Annotated in this window: 14 protein-coding genes; 12 read left to right on the top strand and 2 right to left on the bottom strand. The window is 67.4% G+C overall.

Annotated features, from left to right (window positions below; all coding sequences use genetic code 11):
• Positions 1–6 precede the first annotated feature (6 nt).
• The 7 genes from LPB04_RS19190 to LPB04_RS19160 all read left to right on the top strand — a co-directional run bounded on the left by LPB04_RS19190 (position 7) and on the right by LPB04_RS19160 (position 11,628).
• Entirely contained in the window at positions 7–1,284 is a 1,278-nt protein-coding gene (locus LPB04_RS19190; protein WP_193686079.1) for a lipoprotein-releasing ABC transporter permease subunit, read from the top strand.
• Positions 1,277–1,999 carry a lipoprotein-releasing ABC transporter ATP-binding protein LolD gene (lolD, locus tag LPB04_RS19185; RefSeq protein WP_227496486.1) on the top strand — a complete coding sequence of 241 codons (723 nt, stop codon included), beginning with the start codon at positions 1,277–1,279 and terminating at the stop codon, positions 1,997–1,999. Before LPB04_RS19190 ends, lolD begins: the two co-directional genes overlap by 8 nt.
• A gap of 9 nt (positions 2,000–2,008) precedes the next feature.
• The gene (locus LPB04_RS19180; protein ID WP_193686078.1) at positions 2,009–2,812 is read left to right on the top strand and encodes a TatD family hydrolase; all 804 of its coding nucleotides are present in this window, start codon (positions 2,009–2,011) and stop codon (positions 2,810–2,812) included.
• A gap of 182 nt (positions 2,813–2,994) precedes the next feature.
• Positions 2,995–5,763 (top strand): type VI secretion system Vgr family protein, encoded by a 2,769-nt coding sequence (locus LPB04_RS19175; protein WP_193686077.1) that lies wholly within the window; start codon positions 2,995–2,997, stop codon positions 5,761–5,763.
• A 23-nt stretch (positions 5,764–5,786) separates the two neighbouring features.
• Positions 5,787–7,526 carry an esterase/lipase family protein gene (locus LPB04_RS19170; RefSeq protein ID WP_193686076.1) on the top strand — a complete coding sequence of 580 codons (1,740 nt, stop codon included), beginning with the start codon at positions 5,787–5,789 and terminating at the stop codon, positions 7,524–7,526.
• Positions 7,523–9,253, top strand: coding sequence for a T6SS immunity protein Tli4 family protein (locus LPB04_RS19165; RefSeq protein ID WP_193686075.1), 1,731 nt, complete (start codon positions 7,523–7,525; stop codon positions 9,251–9,253). The genes LPB04_RS19170 and LPB04_RS19165 overlap by 4 nt, the downstream gene beginning before the upstream one ends.
• Positions 9,254–9,282: 29 nt before the next feature.
• On the top strand, positions 9,283–11,628 hold the full coding sequence (locus tag LPB04_RS19160; RefSeq protein WP_193686074.1) for a DNA internalization-related competence protein ComEC/Rec2: 2,346 nt from the start codon (positions 9,283–9,285) through the stop codon (positions 11,626–11,628).
• On the opposite strand, the gene LPB04_RS19155 is transcribed toward LPB04_RS19160, so the two are convergent.
• Together LPB04_RS19155 and LPB04_RS19150 are read right to left on the bottom strand one after the other, a co-directional pair.
• Positions 11,552–13,063, bottom strand: a complete 1,512-nt coding sequence (locus LPB04_RS19155) for a sensor histidine kinase (protein WP_227496485.1) — start codon at positions 13,061–13,063, stop codon at positions 11,552–11,554. The genes LPB04_RS19160 and LPB04_RS19155 overlap by 77 nt on opposite strands.
• 11 nt (positions 13,064–13,074) lie before the next feature.
• Entirely contained in the window at positions 13,075–13,764 is a 690-nt protein-coding gene (locus LPB04_RS19150) for a response regulator transcription factor (protein ID WP_193686073.1), read from the bottom strand.
• Between the two features lie 183 nt (positions 13,765–13,947).
• Between LPB04_RS19150 and LPB04_RS19145 the strand changes: the two genes are divergently transcribed.
• From LPB04_RS19145 to LPB04_RS19125, 5 genes are all read left to right on the top strand, one after another.
• Positions 13,948–14,466: a Spy/CpxP family protein refolding chaperone gene (locus tag LPB04_RS19145; RefSeq protein WP_227496484.1), complete on the top strand. Its 519-nt coding sequence runs from the start codon at positions 13,948–13,950 to the stop codon at positions 14,464–14,466.
• 15 nt (positions 14,467–14,481) lie between these two features.
• Entirely contained in the window at positions 14,482–15,342 is an 861-nt protein-coding gene (locus tag LPB04_RS24315) for a dioxygenase family protein (RefSeq protein WP_193686072.1), read from the top strand.
• Between the two features lie 75 nt (positions 15,343–15,417).
• Complete coding sequence (locus LPB04_RS19135; protein WP_193686071.1) at positions 15,418–16,251, top strand: alpha/beta fold hydrolase; 834 nt, start codon at positions 15,418–15,420, stop codon at positions 16,249–16,251.
• A 65-nt stretch (positions 16,252–16,316) separates the two neighbouring features.
• Complete coding sequence (gene dcd / locus LPB04_RS19130) at positions 16,317–16,883, top strand: dCTP deaminase (protein ID WP_193686070.1); 567 nt, start codon at positions 16,317–16,319, stop codon at positions 16,881–16,883.
• Positions 16,884–16,898: 15 nt separating this feature from the next.
• Positions 16,899–17,561, top strand: a complete 663-nt coding sequence (locus tag LPB04_RS19125) for a cation transporter (RefSeq protein ID WP_193686069.1) — start codon at positions 16,899–16,901, stop codon at positions 17,559–17,561.
• Positions 17,562–17,609: the final 48 nt, after the last annotated feature.

The following is a 17,609-nucleotide window of genomic DNA, read 5'->3' as shown; positions in this document are numbered from 1 at the left end:
AAAAGCATGAGCATCATCCACACACTCCCGTTCGAATGGCTGGTCGGCCTGCGCTACACGCGCGCCGGCAAGGGCGGCGACGGCAACAACGGCGGCGGCTTCATTTCCTTCATCTCCCTGATCTCGGTGGCCGGCATCGCGCTCGGCGTGGCGGCGCTGATCATCGTGCTGTCGGTGATGAACGGCTTCCAGAAACAGGTCACCGACCGCATGCTGTCGGTGCTGGCGCATATCGAGGTGTTCGACGCGCGTGGCGACATGCCGCAGTGGCGCGAGTCCGCGCAGGAAGCGCTGCGCAATCCGGCCGTCCTCGGCGCCGCGCCTTTCGTGCAGAGCGACGCCTTGCTGCAGCAGGTGGATGGCGCCATGCGTCCAGCCATCATCCGCGGCATCCTTCCCGCAGCCGAACGCAATGTCTCCGAGATCGCCAACACCATGCGCCAGGGCCGGCTCGATTCGCTCACGCCCGGCAGTTTCAATATCGTCCTCGGCTACGCGCTGGCCGGCGCCCTGAACCTGCACGTGGGCGACAAGGTCACCATGCTGCTGGCGCAGGCCCAGGCCACGCCCGCCGGCCTCCTGCCGCGCATGCGCAGCTTCACCGTCTCCGGCATCTTCGAGGCAGGGCATACCGAGTTCGATTCCGGCATGGCCTTCATCAGCCTGGAGGACGCGGAGAAGATGGAACGCCTTGGCGCGCCCGCCGGCCTGCGCCTGCGCATCAGGGACATGCACGCCGCGCCGCAGGTGGCCGACGAACTGAAAAAATCGATGTCGGGCGATCTCGTCATGCGCGACTGGTCCAAGCTCAACGCCGTCTGGTTCGGCGCCGTACAGACCGAGAAGAAGATGATGTTCATTATCCTGACGCTGATCGTGACGGTGGCCGCCTTCAATCTCGTGTCGACGCTGGTGATGACCGTGACCGACAAGCAGGCCGACATCGCGATCCTGCGCACGCTGGGTGCGTCGCCGCGTTCGATCATGAAGATCTTCATGGTGCAGGGCGCAGTCGCGGGCCTGCTCGGCACCGCGCTCGGCGTCGGCGGCGGGGTGCTGGTCGCGCTGAACATCGACGTCATCGTTCCATTCATTGAACAGTTATTGGGAGTGCAGTTCTTGTCCAAGGATATTTACCAATTCACGTCCGTGCCGTCCGACCTGCGCTGGCCGGACGTGGCACGCATCGGCGTCGTCGCCGTGTTCCTGTCGTTTGCCGCCACGCTCTACCCGAGCTGGTCGGCGTCGCGCGTGAAGCCCGCGGAGGCGCTGCGCTATGAATGATGCAACGAAGGTGATGGCCGAGGTGAAGACAGATGCGCCGGTGCTGGCCTGCCGCGGGCTGAGCAAGACTTTCAAGCAGGGCGACTACCAGGTGCAGGTGCTCGACAAGATCGATTTCGCGATCAGGCGCGGCGAACGCGTCGCCATCGTCGGCGCCTCGGGCTCGGGCAAGTCGACGCTGCTGCACCTGCTGGGCGGGCTCGATACGCCGAGCGCCGGCGCGGTGACGCTGCTGGGCGAGGACTTCGCGACCCTGTCCGAGACCCGGCGCGGCGACCTGCGCAATTCGTCGCTCGGCTTCGTCTACCAGTTCCACCACCTGCTGCCGGAATTCTCGGCGCTCGACAACGTCGCCATGCCGCTGATGATCCGGCGCGAGAAGCGCGCGCGGGCGGTCGAACAGGCCGAAGCGATTCTCGCCAGAGTCGGCCTGGCCAAGCGCGTCGTGCACCGTCCCGGCGAACTCTCCGGCGGCGAGCGCCAGCGCGTGGCGCTGGCCCGCGCCCTGGTCACGCAACCCGCCTGCGTGCTGGCCGACGAGCCTACCGGTAACCTCGACCACACGACGGCGCTCGTCATTTTCGATTTGATGCTGGAACTGTCGCGCACCCTCGGCACGGCCTTCGTCATCGTCACCCACGACATGGAACTGGCACGCCGCTGCGACCGTGCGCTGCGCCTGACCGAACACGGGCTGGTGCCGCTCGAGGACTGAGGTTCGACGATGTGGATCGACACCCACTGCCATCTCGACGCGCACGAATTCGGCGCGGACTCGCTCGCCGTGGCGGGCCGCGCCGCTGAGCAGGGGGTGTCGATGATTGTGATCCCGGCGGTGGAACGCGGTAACTTCGACGTTGTTGCTGCGCTTGCCCATGCCGCGCCGAACGCCAGTTATGCGCTCGGCATTCACCCGATCTACGTACCGCAGGCGCGCGACGAAGACCTGGCGCTGCTGCGCACTGCCGTCGAAGCGGCGCTGGGCGATCCGCGCTTCGTCGCCATCGGCGAGATCGGGCTCGACTTCTTCATCCCGATGCTGTGCGAGCCGGCGATGCGCGAGAAGCAGGAGCGCTTCTTTCGCGAGCAGCTGCGCATCGCGCGCGACTTCGATTTACCGGTGCTGACCCATGTGCGCCGCTCGCAGGACCAGGTCCTGAAACACCTGCGCCAGATCGCGCCGCCGGGCGGCATCGCCCATGCCTTCAACGGTAGCGAGCAGCAGGCACAGTCCTTCATCAAGCTGGGCATGCATCTGGGGTTCGGCGGCGCTATGACGTTTACGAGGGCGCTCCAGATCCGGCGGCTGGCGGCCGGCCTGCCGCTCGACCGCATCGTGCTCGAGACCGATGCACCGGACATCTCGCCCAGCTGGATCCACCCGGCGCGCAACAGCCCCGAGCAGCTGCCCGCGATCGGCGCGGCGCTGGCCGGACTGCGCGGCGTCGACCCGGCCGAGATCAGCGCCGCCGCCTGGCGCAGCTCCCTGGCCGCGCTGCCGCGCCTGGCGGCCCTGGTCGCGGAATAAAACTGCCCTCAAATCGGCCTCGAGCGGAACTATTTGCGCTGGCCGGACTCGGCTGTGCAGGCATACAGACGACGATCCAGACAGTGCGAAGTTCGCCACATTGTGCCTGGACACAATGAGACGGCGCAACCGGGTATTGTCGGGTTCGTGGGACCATGGCTCTTTCGGCCTGGGAGACGGATGTGGACAGCGCGAGTGCATTCCTGCGGGTGCTGCGGCATGAACAGTCGCTCAGTACGGCACACCGCGCATTGCGCCTGCGCCTCGCGCATGCCCAGGGCCTGGAAGCCGAGGCCCTGCTGCCGCAGCAGATCGTCGGCAGCGAGTCGGTTTGCGGCGGCCTCGAATACCGCGTCGCCTGCGTCGCGAGCGACCCGGCGCTGCCGCTGAAAAGCTTCATCGCGCTGCCCGCCGAAATCCAGATCGTCACCGACCGCGGCGACTTGCGCAGCATCTGCGGCATCGTCACCGAGGCACGTGCCGGCGACAGCGACGGGTCCCTGACCACCTACCAGCTGGTGCTGCGCGACGCGCTGGCGATCATGGAAAAGCGCGTCAACAGCCGCATCTTCCGCAACCAGAACGAGCTGGCGATCGTGCAGGTGCTGTTCGACGAGTGGCGCCATGCGAACGCGGTGCTGGCCGGCGCCTTCGAATACGAACTCGATCCGCTGCTCGACCTCAGCGCGTACCCGGCGCGCGAGCAGACGATGCAGTACAACGAATCCGACGCCGCTTTTGTGCGGCGCCTGCTGCGCCGGCGCGGCATCTGCTGGTGCGTGCGGCCGGGGCGCAGCCGGGGCAGCACGGTCGAAGCAGCCGATGACCGCATCCCGGCGCACACGCTGGTGCTGTTCGCGGACGCTGCCAAGCTCCCCGTCAACAAGGCGGGCACCGTGCGCTACCACCGCGACGACGCCACCGAAGAGCGCGACACCATCACCGCCTGGAGCGCCGCCCGTAGCCTGCAGCCGGGCTCCGCCTCGCGCCACAGCTGGGACTACAAGCACCCGGGCGGCGCGCGCTTCATGGAAACGAGCGCGCGCGCCGGGTTCGACCAGGGTGGGCACGGCAACACCCTGGCGGCGAGCCTCGACGACTACCTGGTGGAGGCGCCCCACGCCGGCAACGACGTCGACGACCATACCCGTCTCGGCCAGCTGCGCATCGCCCGCCACGGCTTCGAGGCCAAGTGCTTCCACGGCGAGGGAACGGTGCGCGACTTCTGCGCGGGCCAGTACTTCACGCTGGCCGAACATCCCGAGATCGATACCCACCCCGCGCCCGAGCGCGAATTCCTGATCACCGAGCTGCAGGCCAGCGTGCGCAACAACCTGCCGGGCGACATGACGGCACGTATCGAACGCCTGCTGGCGCGCAGCGGCTGGGTTGTCCCCGCCGCGCCGGCAGACGGTCCGGTGCGGGTACGCTTCACTGCCGTGCGGCGCGGCGTGCCGGTCGTCCCTGCCTTCGACGAGCGCACCGACCTGCCGCATCCGCAGCTGCAAAGCGCGCTGGTCGTCGGCCCGGCGGGCGAAGAAGTGCATTGCGACAGCCTGGGGCGCGTAAGAATCCGCTTTCCCGGCATGCGCACGCACGACCACGAACATGCGCACGGCGCCGGCGCGTCAGGCTCGCCGCTCGATTCGGCCTGGGTACGCGTCGCCTCCAACTGGGCCGGCAACGGCCCGGGCAGCCACCAGCAATGCGGCGCCCTCGGCCTGCCGCGGGTGGGCAGCGAGGTCCTGGTCGCCTTCCTCGGGGGCGACCCGGACAAGCCGATCGTGCTGGCCCAGCTGTTCAACGGACAGGCGCTTCCACCGGCGCTGAGCCCGAACGGCGAGCTGCCGGGCAACCGCTACCTGTCCGGCCTGCGCAGCCGCGAAGTGAACGGGCAGCGCGGCAGCCAGCTGCGTTTCGACGACACGCACGGCGAGATCGGCGTGCAGCTGGCGAGCGACCATGGCGCGTCCGAACTGAACCTCGGCTGGCTGGCGCGTGCCCGCGCGAACGGCGAGGGCAAGCCGCGCGGCGAGGGCGCGGAACTGCGCAGCGAGCAGGCGGTGGCGATCCGCGGTCGTAAAGGCGTGCTGGTCACTGCCGAGGCATCGCCTGCCGACGAAGGTCAGCAGCTGTCGCGCGCCGGCTTGATCGGCCTGGCGGAGCTGATGCAGAGCGTGGTGGACGAGATGGCGAAACTGGCCGGGCAGCATGCTGGCGACGAGGCAGGCAGCGGACGGCTGGCGGAGCTGGTCGACAAGCTGAAAGGCTGGGACAGCGGCACCAATGTCGCGCCGGGGAGCGGCGGCGCCGCGCCGATCGTCGCCATCACGGCACCCGCCGGCATCGTGCTGGCCAGCCAGGACAATGTGGCGCTCGGCTCGGAGAAGCAGGTCGACCTGGCGAGCGGCGGCGACGCCCAGGTCTCGGCCGGCCGCAACGTCTTCCTGCGCGCGGCGCGCGGTATCAGTGCTTTTGCGCATCAACTCGGCATCAAGCTGGTGGCGGCGCGCGGCAACGTGACGCTCGAGGCGCACCAGGGCAATGTCGAGATCAAGTCCTCGAACCGCATCAGCCTGATTTCGGCCGAAGCGATCCACATCGAGGCGCCGCTGGTGCGGATCGTCTCCAGAGGCGCGCAGACCGAATGGGCCGAGGGCACGATCACCCAGCAGGGCAGCGGCAAGCACGTCGTCAAAGCGTCCTCGGTCGTCCACGGCGGCCCGGGCGGCGGCACGCCGGCGACCCTCGATTTCGCGAAGTCCAGCATCCGCACCGATGAGCGAATGGTGGTGCGCGACCTGCAGACACGCGAACCGATCCCGAACCAGCGCTATATCGCGCATCTGGAGGACGGCAGCACCATCGATGGCGTCAGCGACGAGAGCGGACGTACCTCACTGGTCCAGAGCGCCACGCTCGGGCCGGTGCGCTTCGAGCTTCTGCCCTGAACGCCAGCATTCTCACGCATCCCATGAGTGAATCGACCCGGCCGCTACCCCCGCTGATCCCCTTGTCCAACGGCGGTTGGGAAGTCAATTCGTTCATGTCGTCGACCGAGTACAAAATCCGGGGGCTGGGACTCAGGCCGGCGAATCATATTATTCCGGTGATCGTGGTGCCCGGGATTATGGGGACGAATCTGAGGGCGAAGCGTCAGCCCCGCTTGGGAAGACTGATCAATGAAAAGAACCGGCAGGTCGACGCAGGAGTGCCGGTATGGCGCCCGCCTAATGGATTGACGGACGGGTACCAGGAATCGCTCATATGGGAAAAACGCGCGCCGGCCGTCCGCCAGAAACTGTTCGATGGACCCACCCTGGAAGTGGACGACACTGGCGCCATCATCCTGCCCGATCCGGTCAACGGATACGAACTCACGGACGCGGAGGTACGTGAACGCGGCTGGGGGGAAGTACACGCCGATTCATACGGCCCATTGCTGCATGCGCTGCAAATGCGCCTGAACCAGACCTTCGGTTTTGATGACCATGAAAAAAAGCCTTTTATCCAGCCGCATTGGAAGGAGGTGATGGCCTGTACGCCGCAGCAGTGGGGGCTGCGAGAATTTGAACCCTTGAAGGAAGATCATCTCAAGAAACATGCGAAGCACTATTTTCCCGTCTACGCGGTTGGCTACAACTGGCTGGAAGATTGCGGGGAGTCGTCCCAGCGGCTGGAAAAGCGCATTCTCGAGATTATCGAATTCTGGACGACGGCTAAACGTCGCTGCGACAAGGTCATCCTGGTCACGCACTCAATGGGGGGCTTGGTCGCACGAGCATGCGCCCAGCGCATCCCTGGCAAGATTGCGGGCGTAATCCACGGTGTCATGCCTGCACTTGGAGCGCCGGCTGCATACCGCCGAATGGCCTGTGGGACAGAAAGGTCGAGTCCCGATAATGGGCCGCTCGATAACCTGGCCGCTGCCGCACTGGCGAAAATCCTGGGAGATACGACCGAGAAAACCACTGCCGTGCTGGCGACCTCGCCCGGCGCGCTCGAGCTGCTTCCGAATCACCTTTATCCTGGGCCGTGGCTTCACGTCCGGGTGACAGCGGCAGATGGAAAACCGCAGCATGCTGGTCGGGAAATCAACGCCCAAGCCTCCGCCAGCGGTCCTGTCCGCGGCGACTATTTGCACTTTCCGAACGCGAGGGCTCCGAATCCATATGATCTTTACCGAGATATGACGCCCTGGTATCGCCTGATCAACCCGGCCCTGGCCGACCCCGCTGGGAAGTATCGAGAAACACGGGACGGCGTGGAAAAAGCGATCAGGTCGGCGATCGGAACCGCAGAAAAATTTCACCGATCCTTGGGCGATTATTACCACCCGAACACCTACGCGTTTTACGGCGACGACCGGCACAAACGATCTTATGGGCAGGTGCGTTGGGTCGCAAGGCAGCAAAGAAGCGCTGCAGCCGTTGTCACAGCCGCCAACCTTGGCGCTGCGCGTTTCCTTGGGTGCACCCCTGCCGGCCAGCGTCGCGTTCGGGTGGAAGAAAAAGCGGAATTGCTCTTCGAGCTGGAGGAGCAAGATGCCCGAGGCGACGGTACGGTCCCTCGCGAATCGGGCATGGGGCCGAGCGGAAAGGTCAAGCAGACTTTCGCGACGCAAGGATATGACCATCAAGGATCCTATAACAACCAGGACATGCTGAAGCTGACGCTCCGCTTGATTGTGAAGATCGTTCAGGAGACGCCGTGACGCACTGGTTCCGTAACGGGCTGGCCAAACTGCTGGCCGGGATCGTCATCGTCGGATTAACAGGCGCCTGGGCCTTCGGAGAGGTTCGGGAAAAGCGGGAGACGGCACGTCGGGATGAACAAGAGGTAGCGCGAATGACCAAGGGAATGAAAACGGTGTGTATCGGCAGATTTCTTCTCGACATGCCGGAAGAGGCAAGGCTGGAGCTGGTCCGGCCGCGCGTCGATGGCTTCGATATTTCGTCATTTGATGAGCCGGAGGCGGACTTCCGGAACCGACTTGCGCAACGCGAGGCGCGCCTTCGTGCCGCCCCGGACCGGCTCGGCGGAAACAAGAACCTCGAATCTGTCCGAGAGGTCAAGACGGAAAACGGTGTAAGCGGCAAAATTTTCGTACACAGCCGAAACGTCGCGGAAGGAACCCGTCTGAGGGGACAGGAGCTGGAGCGCTACCGCGACGAAGGCGTCGCAGTCGAAGCCCTCGTGCATGGACAAGGCATGAGTTTCGATGTGTCAGCATCCGATTATGATCCTGACCTTATCGAAAACCTGCCCACGCTCGTCGCCAAGCTCGTCCCGAACCCGGAAAATCGGGCGCCATCCGAATCGGGTTTTTGTGTCCATCGGGCCTGGTTTCGCGATCCGCTGAGCGCCGGACAGGGTGAAGAAATCATTATGCGCGCTGGGTTGCCCAATCACCCCGACATGCAATTCATGCTCATTCTGGCCGCGGGGAACAAGCCTGACAGGCAAAGCCTTCTGGAGAGGAGCGCGGAGACGGACGCGAAATTGTCGGCCGCCGACAGGATGCATGTTTCTAACTTGCGCGAAGCGCCACGAACGATCAGCGGCATCGCGGGTGACGAGCTGATTACGCGATTCGCAGAGAAAAACGATGCAATCGTCTACACCTTTTGGTGGGAGGTAAATGGGACTGCCGACAATGTTTTGCTCCCGCACCTTTCCTTTACGATGGAGACCGGCAAGAGCAACAATGGACCAGTTCCCTCGTCACTGTCGCAGGACGCCGCCATGGCCTTATGGGACAAGATTTCGTCCAGCATCCGGCTACGCCCTACGCAAGAACGCAAGCCAGTCGCGGCCGAGCCGCCGCCGACGCAGCTCGGCACCTACGCCCTGGCCGGCGAGCGCTGCCCCGAGAGCGGCTGGTGGCTGTGCGGCGACGGCGGCAAGGGCGTCGGCGTGCTGGGCGGGCAGCGCCAGTACATCAGGAAGGGCGAGCGCATGCCGCAGGCCTTGCTGCTGCCGCCGCAGACCCTGTGGGAAAAGCTCAGGGGCATGCAGCCGAGTTACGAGTCGAAGAACCAGACCGCCTGGAAACTGGTCGACAAGCGCAACCGCAAACGCGTGCCGTCGCCCGTGCCGCTGGCGCCGGCCACGCCGGTGGCCGCTGCCGGCATCAGCGGGTCCGGCATCGGGCCGCGCATCATGGAAGAGCAGGGCGTCGCGGTCGGCAGCTTCGCCGCCACCGGCGTGCCGTGTCCGGCGAGCGGCTGGTGGCGCTGCGAGGACCCGCGCGCGCTGGACGGCACGCGCTGGTTCGCGCAGGGCAGCTTGCTGCCGTCCGCAACCTTTGTACTTCCGCCCGGCGCCTTCGGCCGCCCGGCCCACGGAGCCAGGTCGATCGAGCGCCGCGGCGCTTGGCGCCTGGTGCGGCTTGCCGATGCACCCCGGCAGGCCGGGAGTGGCGACGGACCCGGTGCCTGAGCCTGCCACGCCGCCGCCCGCAGCGCACGATGCGCTCCACCATCCTCGGCTTCGTTGCCGGCGCCGCTTTCCTGCAAACGCGCGCCGCGCTCCCGGCCGCCTGGCAGATCGCCGCCTGCCTGTGCGCGTCCCTGGCGTTGCTGCTGGCCCTGCGCGGTCCGGTGCGCGCAACGGTCGCCGGCGCGCTGGCCGGCTTCGCCTGGGCGGCGATCGTCGCCCACCTCACGCTCGCACCCCGGCTCGACAAGGCGGACGAAGGCCGCGACATCGAAATCGTCGGGACTGTCGCCAGACTCCCGCACGATTTCGGCCAGGGCGTGCGCTTCCAGTTCGCGGTCGGACAGGTCATGACGACCAACGCGAAGGTGCCGCCGATGCTCGCCCTGTCCTGGTACCGCGCCGGGAGCGAAGCCCTGCAGCTGCACCCCGGCGAACGCTGGCGCCTGACCGTGCGCCTGCAGCGCCCGCACGGCAATGCCAACCCGCACGGCTTCGACTACGAAGCCTGGCTGCTGGGGCAAGGCATCCGCGCCACCGGCTACGTGCGCACAGCGCCAGGCAACCGCCGCCTCGACGCGTTCGTCGTCACGCCCGGCCACCTCGTCGAGCGCTGCCGCGATATCCTGCGCGCCCGCATCCTCGCGGCGCTGGAGGGCAAGCCGTATGCCGCCGTGATCGTGGCGCTCGTCGTCGGCGACCAGCGCGGAATCGAGCAGCCGGACTGGGATGTCTTCAACCGCACCGGCGTCAGCCACCTGGTCGCCATCTCCGGTTTGCACATCACGATGGTGGCAGGACTTGCCGCGCTGGCGCTGTCGTTTCTGTGGCGTCGCTCATTCTTCACGAACGCGCAGCTGCCCCTGCTGCTGCCGGCGCAGAAGGTGGCAGCCCTCAGCGGCGCCTGCGCGGCGCTGGTGTACGTGCTGCTGGCCGGCTTCGGCGTGCCGGCCCAGCGCACCCTCTACATGCTGGCGGTGGTCGCGGCGGCCCTGTGGATGGGGCGCCTGACGAGCGTGACGCACATCCTCTGCCTTGCCCTGGGACTGGTCGTGCTGCTCGACCCCTGGGCCGTGCTGTGGCCGGGCTTCTGGCTGTCCTTCGGCGCCGTGGGCGTGATCCTGTACGCGGGACTCGGGCGCCTGGACGAATCAAGCGCCGGCTGGCGGGCCACGCTGGCACTCGCGGCGCGCACTCAGTACGCGGTCACGCTCGGACTGGTGCCCCTGACGCTGCTGCTGTTCTCGCAAGTGTCCCTCGTCGGTCCGATCGCCAATGCCTTCGCCATTCCGGTGGTGAGCTTCGTCGTCACGCCGCTGGCGCTCCTCGGCAGCCTGCTGCCGGCGCCCCTGGCCGGCCCGGTGCTGTGGTGCGCACACCGCGTGCTGGAATGGCTGGCCGCGGCGCTGGGCTGGCTGGCGACGCTGCCGCTCGCGGTCTGGAGCGCGCCGGCGCCGCCGCCCTGGCTGTTCGTGCTGGCGCTGGCCGGCACCGGCTGGATGCTGGCCCCGCGCGGCTGGCCGCATCGCTGGGCCGGCGCGGCCGCCTGGCTGCCGCTGTTCCTGCTGCAGCCGACGCACCCGGCGCCCGGCAGGTTTGCCGTGACCGCCTTCGACGTCGGCCAGGGCATGGCGCTGCTGGTGGAGACGAGCGGCCACCGGCTGCTCTACGACACCGGCCCGCAGTACGCGCCCGGCCAGGATGCGGGCGGGCGCGTGATCCTGCCCTACCTGCGCGCACGCGGCATCAAGCACCTGGACACGGTCGTCGTCTCGCACAGCGACGTCGATCACGTGGGCGGCGCGCTGACGCTGCTGGAGGCGCTCGCGGTCGACCGGGTGAGCAGTTCGCTGGGAGAAGGGCACCGGGTCGTGCATGCGGCGCGCCGGCACGAGCGCTGCGTGGCGGGTCAGCGCTGGGAATGGGACGGGGTGGTCTTCGAGATGCTGCAGCCGGCGCCCGCCAGCTATGCGGATACGGAGCTCAAGGCGAATGCGCGCAGCTGCACCTTGCGCATCGAGGCGCGGGGAAGGGCGCTGCTGCTGGCGGGCGATATCGAAGCGGTGCAGGAAGCGGCCCTGGTCAGCCAGGAGCCGGACAAGCTGCGCGCCGACGTCCTGCTGGCGCCGCATCACGGCAGCGGCACCTCGTCGACGCCCGCCTTTCTGGAAGCGGTCGGGCCGTCGATCGGCATCTTCCAGGTCGGTTACCGCAACCGTTACCGTCATCCGAAAAAGGAGGTGTTCGAGCGCTATGGCGACCTGCACATCCGCCGCCTGCGCACCGACGAATCGGGCGCGATCACGCTCGACTTCGGACCGCAGGTGGGCGCGGAGGAATACCGCCGCCAGTACGCCCGTTACTGGTACGAGCCCTAGGCGTCCGCGGCAGCGCGATCGCCACCTGCAGCCCGCCGCCTTCCCGATTCCTTGCCTGGATCGTCCCGCCATGCGCGTGGACCACGCGCTCGGCGATCGCGAGGCCCAGGCCATGGCCGTCGACGTTGTTGTTCGACGGATTCGAGCGGAAGAAGGGCTGGAAGATCGTCGGCAGGTCCGCGGGCGCGATGCCGGGGCCGCGATCGAGCACCTCGACCTGCACGAAACGCATGTCGGCGCGCAGCCTGATCTCCGCGCTGCCGCCGGCGCCGCCGTGCCTGACGGCGTTGCGCACCACGTTTTCGATGGCGCGCCAGAGCAGGTCCGGTTCGCCGCGCACGGCCACCTGTGCCTCGCCCTCGATATCGACATGGATTGCGGGGCCGTCCTCGCCCGCCTCGAAGCGCACATCCGACGCGATGCCGTCGAGCAGTTCGGCCATGTCGATGGATTCGGCCTTCGGCAGCTCCGGGTTGGCTTCCAGGCGCGACAGCGTCAGCAGCTCGCCGACCAGCTTGTCCATGCGCACGCTCTCGCGTTCGATGCGGGCGAGCGAAGTGGCGATCTTGTCGGGCTGCTGGTGGGCCAGGCCGATCGCCGCCTGCAGCCGCGCCAGCGGCGAGCGCAGTTCGTGCGAGACGTCGTGCAGCAGGCGGCGCTGGCCGTCCATCAGGGCGCGCAGGCGCGCGCTCATGCGGTCGAAGTCGCGGCCAAGGTCCTTCAGTTCGTCGCCGCCGCGCCGCGCGTCGGCGAAGCGCGGCGCCAGGTCGCCGGCCGCAGCGGCCTCGAAGGCATTGCGCAGCGCGCGGATCGGGCGCGAGAAATACCAGGCCAGCAGAAAAGCGAACAGCAGGCTGACGATCACGCTGGCCAGCAGCGGAATCGGCTTGCTGAACTGCCAGCCCGGCCCGAAGGGCCCGCGCGGACCGCCGGCACCAGTGTGAGCGTCGCCATGAGAGCGTGGTCCGGCGTCGGCTCCCGGGCGATCCGCCAGCGGTACGCCGTCCGGCCCGGCCCGCAACTGGCGCGGCACGAAGGCGAGCAGGCGCCGGCCATCCGGCGCGACCAGTTCACGCACCGGCTGGAAGGGGCGGTCGGCGTCCAGTTCGCGCCGCGCCTGCGCCAGCACGGCGGGCGCGACCTCGCGTTCGAGCAGCTCGCGGCCCTTGGGGTCGACCACGAGCACGGTATGCCGGCTGCCCGGCCTGACGATCTCGCGCAGCGCCGGCAGGCCGCCATACTTGAGGGCGACGGCGGCCGAATCGAGCATGAAGGCGGCCGGCGGTCCGGTCTCGATGCCGATGACGCTGTTCTTCAGGTGCGCCTGCTCGCGCAGCCAGAAATAGCTGCCGATGCCGGCCGCCGCCGCGATTTGCGCCAGCAGGATCGAGAGGAAGAACTTCCAGAACAGCCGTCCCGCCGGCCGCTTGCGCAAGCGCGCCATCGTCACAGGCGGATCAGCTGGTAGCCGAGACGGTAGACCGTCTGCAGCGGCGAGCGGCCATCGTCGAGCAGGCCGAGCTTGTGGCGCAGGCTCGAAAGATGGACGTCGATATTCCGGTCGAAGCGCGCCAGCGGCCTGCCCAGGCCCTGTTCGGAGAGTTCGTTCTTGCTGACCGGGCGCCCCGCGTGACGCGCCAGCACCTCCAGCAGGTTGAATTCGGTGCTGGTCAGTTCGAGGTTGGCGCCGTCCCAGGTGGCGCGGCGCTGCTCGGGCAGCATGGTCAGCTTGCCGACGGTGAGCACGACGCCGGCATTGGCGTTCGGCTGGGCGTCGTGGGTGCGGCGCAGGATGGCGCGCACGCGGGCGGTCAGTTCGCGCGGCGTGCAGGGCTTGGTGACGTAGTCGTCGGCGCCCAGTTCCAGCCCGAGGATGCGGTCGGCATCGTCGCCGCGCCCGGTCAGCATCAGGACAGGGATCTTGCTGGCAGCGCGGATGCGGCGCAGCGTCTCGATGCCGTTCAGGGCCGGCATCATCACATCCAGTACCACGATCGCATGGCGCCCGCTCAGCGCTTCGCGCGCTCCCGCCACGCCATCATGGGCGCAGGCGACCGTGAAGCCTTCCTGCTCCAGGTATTCGGTCAACATGGCGACGAGCTCGGTGTCGTCGTCGATCAGCAGCACGGTATTCATCCCCGGGATGATAACAAAGCCGGGCGCGCGGGAGCCCGGCGGCAGGGCGCTTTTACCGATCTTTACAAAGCGGGTTGCGGCTGATCCCGGCGCGTTCCTTACGCGGTTTTACCTTCGATTTACAGCGATTTACAGGCGGCCGCCGGAGAATGAAGCTTTTCGAGACACCGTCAAGGAGCCACAATGAACCGCTTTCGCATCACCGCCACGATCCTGGCCGCCGCCGCCTTCAGCGCCGTGCCGGGCGCATTTGCCGACCCGCTGCCGGCGCCGCCGGGCGGACACATGGCCGCGCCGGATGGCGATCGCGCACCAGACGCCGGACCGGGCCCGGGCGAACGCCACGGCCCGGGCGGCCACCGTCCCCATGCCGGCATGAGTGGTCCCGGCCTGCCGTTCTTGCGCGGCATCGACCTGAGCGAAGCCCAGCAGGACCGCCTGTTCGTCATCCTGCATGCCGAAGCGCCGCAAATGCGCGAACAGGACAAGGCCGAACGCAAGGCGCACGAAGCGCTGCGCGCGATGTTCGAGGCCGGGGACTTCAACGAGGCAAAGGCGTCGGCACAGACGAAGGCGCTGGGCCAGGCGATCGCCGCCCGCGAGCTGCTGCGCGTGCGTACCGCCGGCCAGATCATGGCGCTGCTGACGCCGGAGCAGCGCGCGCAGCTCAAACAGGAACGCGCACCTCGCGCGCAACGCTGATCGAAAGGAGGGATCATGAGCACCCATCACCATCACGGCGACCTGCAGTCCGACCTCGACAAACTGCTGAACACGGCCGCCAGCCGGCGCCAGAGCCTGCGCTGGCTGTTCGCCGGCGCCGCCGCCGTGCCGCTCCATGGCTGCGGCGGCGCGTCCACCGACAGCGGCAGCACGGCCACCGTTGCCGTCAGCACGCCGGCAACCACCACCAACACCGCCGCCGGCACGGCCTGTTCGCTCATCCCCGAGGAGACCGGCGGCCCGTACCCGGCCGACGGCACCAATTCGAGCAACGGCAAGGTCGCCAATGCCCTGACCCTGTCGGGCATCGTGCGCAAGGACATCCGCTGGAGCGTGGCCGGGGCAGCGGGCGTGGCGATGGGCGTGCCGCTGACGATCCGTTTAAAGATCGTCAACGTCGCGAACGGCTGCGCGGCCGCCGCCGGCGCCACGGTCTACCTCTGGCATTGCGACCGCGACGGCAACTACTCGATGTATTCGAGCGCGGTTCAAGGCGAGAACTACCTGCGCGGCGTGCAGGAGGCGGACGCCGACGGCTACGTCACCTTCACCACCATCTTCCCGGGCTGCTACGACGGACGCATGCCGCACGTGCACTTCGAGGTCTACCCGACGCTGGCCAAGGCGACGGGCGCCGCCAACCGGGTCAAGACCTCGCAGTTCACCTTCCCGCTGGCCACCCTCAATACGGTCTACACGGCGACCGGCTACAGCGCCAGCGTGAGCAAGCTCGCGCGCATGAGCTATGCCACGGACAACGTGTTCAGCGACGGCACGGCGCTGCAGATGGCAAGCATGGGGGGCGACACCGTCAACGGCTACACGGCCGACCTGACTGTAGGTGTTTCCCTCTAAAGGAGGCCCGCGAGCAGACAGGGAAGTTTGTCCTGACCTTACAATCGAAGCTCCTTCGACCCACCGGCGCGCTTCATGACCAAGCCCCTGCTGCATTTCTGTCACGGTAACAGCTTCCCCTCCGGCACCTACCGCCAGATGCTCGACGCGCTCGGCGCGCATTACGAGGTACGCCAGACCGACATGGTCGGCCACGATCCGCGCTACCCCGTCGACGACAACTGGAGCAACCTGGTCGACGAGCTGATTGCCGACATCGAGCGCCATGGCCAGCCGGCGATCCTGGTCGGCCACTCGCTCGGCGGCATGCTCGGCACGATGGCGGCCGCGCGCCGGCCGGACCTGGCGCGCTGCGTGGTGATGCTCGATTCGCCGGTGGTGGCGGGCTGGCGCGCGCTGGCATGGCGCTTCGTGAAACTGCTGGGGAAGGGCACGCGCTTCTCGCCGGCGCGCTTTTCGGAACGGCGCCGCAACGTCTGGCCCAATCGCGCCGCCGCGCACGCGCATTTCATGTCGAAGGATATTTTCAAGGCCTGGGCGCCGGGGGTGCTGGACGACTATCTAGACGTCGGCCTCAAGCCCCACCCGGAAGGCGTCCAGCTGCGCTTCGACCGCGGCGTCGAGACGGCCATCTACAATTCGCTGCCGCACCACCTGGGCGACCTGATCGGGCGCGGCTTTCCGGTGCCGGTCGGGTTCATCGGCGCGACGCGTTCGGAAGAGCTGCGCCAGGCGGGGCTGGGCTCGACCCGCAAGCTGGTCGGCGAGAACTTCGTCATGACCGAGGGCAGCCACCTGTATCCGCTCGAGCACCCGGCGCGCGCCGCCCGGCTGACGCACGAGATGATTACACGCCTCCTGAAACACGAAGTCAAAACCAGGGCAATGCTGGCGAAGCGGCAAGCCTGAGGGCGACCGCGCGCCGCTTTTCGCGTAAAATCGCGGGATTCCAAGCAATCCTGAAAGAATCCAGCATGGCAATCAAGAGCGACAAATGGATCCGCCGCATGGCGGAAGAAACCGGCATGATCGAGCCGTTCGCCCCTGGCCAGGTCCGCGAAGAAGAGGGCCGGCGCATCATCTCCTACGGCACCTCGTCCTATGGTTACGACATCCGCTGCGCCGACGAATTCAAGGTGTTCACGAACATCAACAGCACCATCGTCGACCCGAAGAACTTCGATTCGAACTCCTTCGTCGACGTCAAAAGCGACGTCTGCATCATCCCGCCGAATTCGTTTGCGCTCGCGCGTACCATCGAATACTTCCGCATCCCGCGCAATGTGCTGACCGTCTGCCTCGGCAAGTCGACCTATGCGCGCTGCGGCATCATCGTCAACGTCACGCCCTTCGAACCCGAATGGGAAGGCTATGTGACGCTCGAGTTCTCGAACACGACCCCGCTGCCGGCCAAGATCTATGCCGGCGAAGGCTGCGCCCAGGTGCTGTTCTTCGAATCCGACGAAGTCTGCGAGACCTCGTACAAGGACCGCGGCGGCAAGTACCAGGGCCAGCGCGGCGTGACGCTGCCGAAAACCTGATCCGGGAGGCCTGCCATGGCCGATTGCTGCAGCGGCGGCTGCTCGCTCGATAAACCGCCGGTCGATCCGCGCTACCGGCGGGTGCTCTGGATAGCGCTGGTCGTCAACGCGCTGATGTTCGGCGTCGAACTGCTCGGCGGCTGGGCCGCGGGTTCGGTTTCGCTGCTGGCCGATGCGGTCGACTTCTTCGGCGATGCCGCCAACTACGGCATTTCCCTGTTCGTGCTTGGCCTGGCGCCGGTCTGGCGTTCGCGCACCGCGCTGGTGAAGGGCGCGACCATGGGCGCCTACGGCGTCTTCGTCATCGGTTCCGCCTTGTCGCACCTGGCAAGCGGCACCGTGCCCGCGGCGCAGACCATGGGCGCGATCGGCGTCGCCGCCCTGGCGGCGAATGGCCTGGTCGCCTTGCTGCTGTTCGCATTCCGCAACGGCGACGCCAACATGCGCTCGGTCTGGCTGTGCACGCGCAATGACATGATCGGGAACGTCGCCGTGCTGCTGGCGGCGCTGGGCGTGTGGCAGGCGGGGAGCGGCTTGCCGGACCTGTTCGTGGCCAGCGTGATGGGCGTACTCGGGCTGACCGCGGCGCGCAGCGTGATCGTGCAGGCCAGAAGCGAGATCAGTGCGGCGCCGGCAGTTGCAGCGCCGGCGCCGGTCGTCGAGCTGAAACGCCGCTGACCTCTGCGTGGCCCCCAAAAAAAAGAGGAGCCGGCGGCTCCTCTTTTC

It is taken from the genome of Massilia litorea (genome assembly GCF_015101885.1).
GTDB lineage: Bacteria > Pseudomonadota > Gammaproteobacteria > Burkholderiales > Burkholderiaceae_D > Telluria > Telluria litorea.
The sequence above is the reverse complement of the archived record's forward strand: the minus strand, read 5'-3'. Positions and strand labels throughout refer to the sequence as shown.

Bases quoted from the DNA above. Each gene is read 5' to 3' on its own strand.
- LPB04_RS19190 (WP_193686079.1), top strand. From the start codon at position 7: ATGAGCATCATCCACACACTCCCGTTCGAATGGCTGGTCGGCCTGCGC.
- lolD (WP_227496486.1), top strand. From the start codon at position 1,277: ATGAATGATGCAACGAAGGTGATGGCCGAGGTGAAGACAGATGCGCCG.
- LPB04_RS19180 (WP_193686078.1), top strand. From the start codon at position 2,009: ATGTGGATCGACACCCACTGCCATCTCGACGCGCACGAATTCGGCGCG.
- LPB04_RS19170 (WP_193686076.1), top strand. From the start codon at position 5,787: ATGAGTGAATCGACCCGGCCGCTACCCCCGCTGATCCCCTTGTCCAAC.
- LPB04_RS19160 (WP_193686074.1), top strand. From the start codon at position 9,283: ATGCGCTCCACCATCCTCGGCTTCGTTGCCGGCGCCGCTTTCCTGCAA.
- LPB04_RS19150 (WP_193686073.1), bottom strand. From the start codon at position 13,764: ATGAATACCGTGCTGCTGATCGACGACGACACCGAGCTCGTCGCCATG.
- LPB04_RS19145 (WP_227496484.1), top strand. From the start codon at position 13,948: ATGAACCGCTTTCGCATCACCGCCACGATCCTGGCCGCCGCCGCCTTC.
- LPB04_RS24315 (WP_193686072.1), top strand. From the start codon at position 14,482: ATGAGCACCCATCACCATCACGGCGACCTGCAGTCCGACCTCGACAAA.
- LPB04_RS19135 (WP_193686071.1), top strand. From the start codon at position 15,418: ATGACCAAGCCCCTGCTGCATTTCTGTCACGGTAACAGCTTCCCCTCC.
- dcd (WP_193686070.1), top strand. From the start codon at position 16,317: ATGGCAATCAAGAGCGACAAATGGATCCGCCGCATGGCGGAAGAAACC.
- LPB04_RS19125 (WP_193686069.1), top strand. From the start codon at position 16,899: ATGGCCGATTGCTGCAGCGGCGGCTGCTCGCTCGATAAACCGCCGGTC.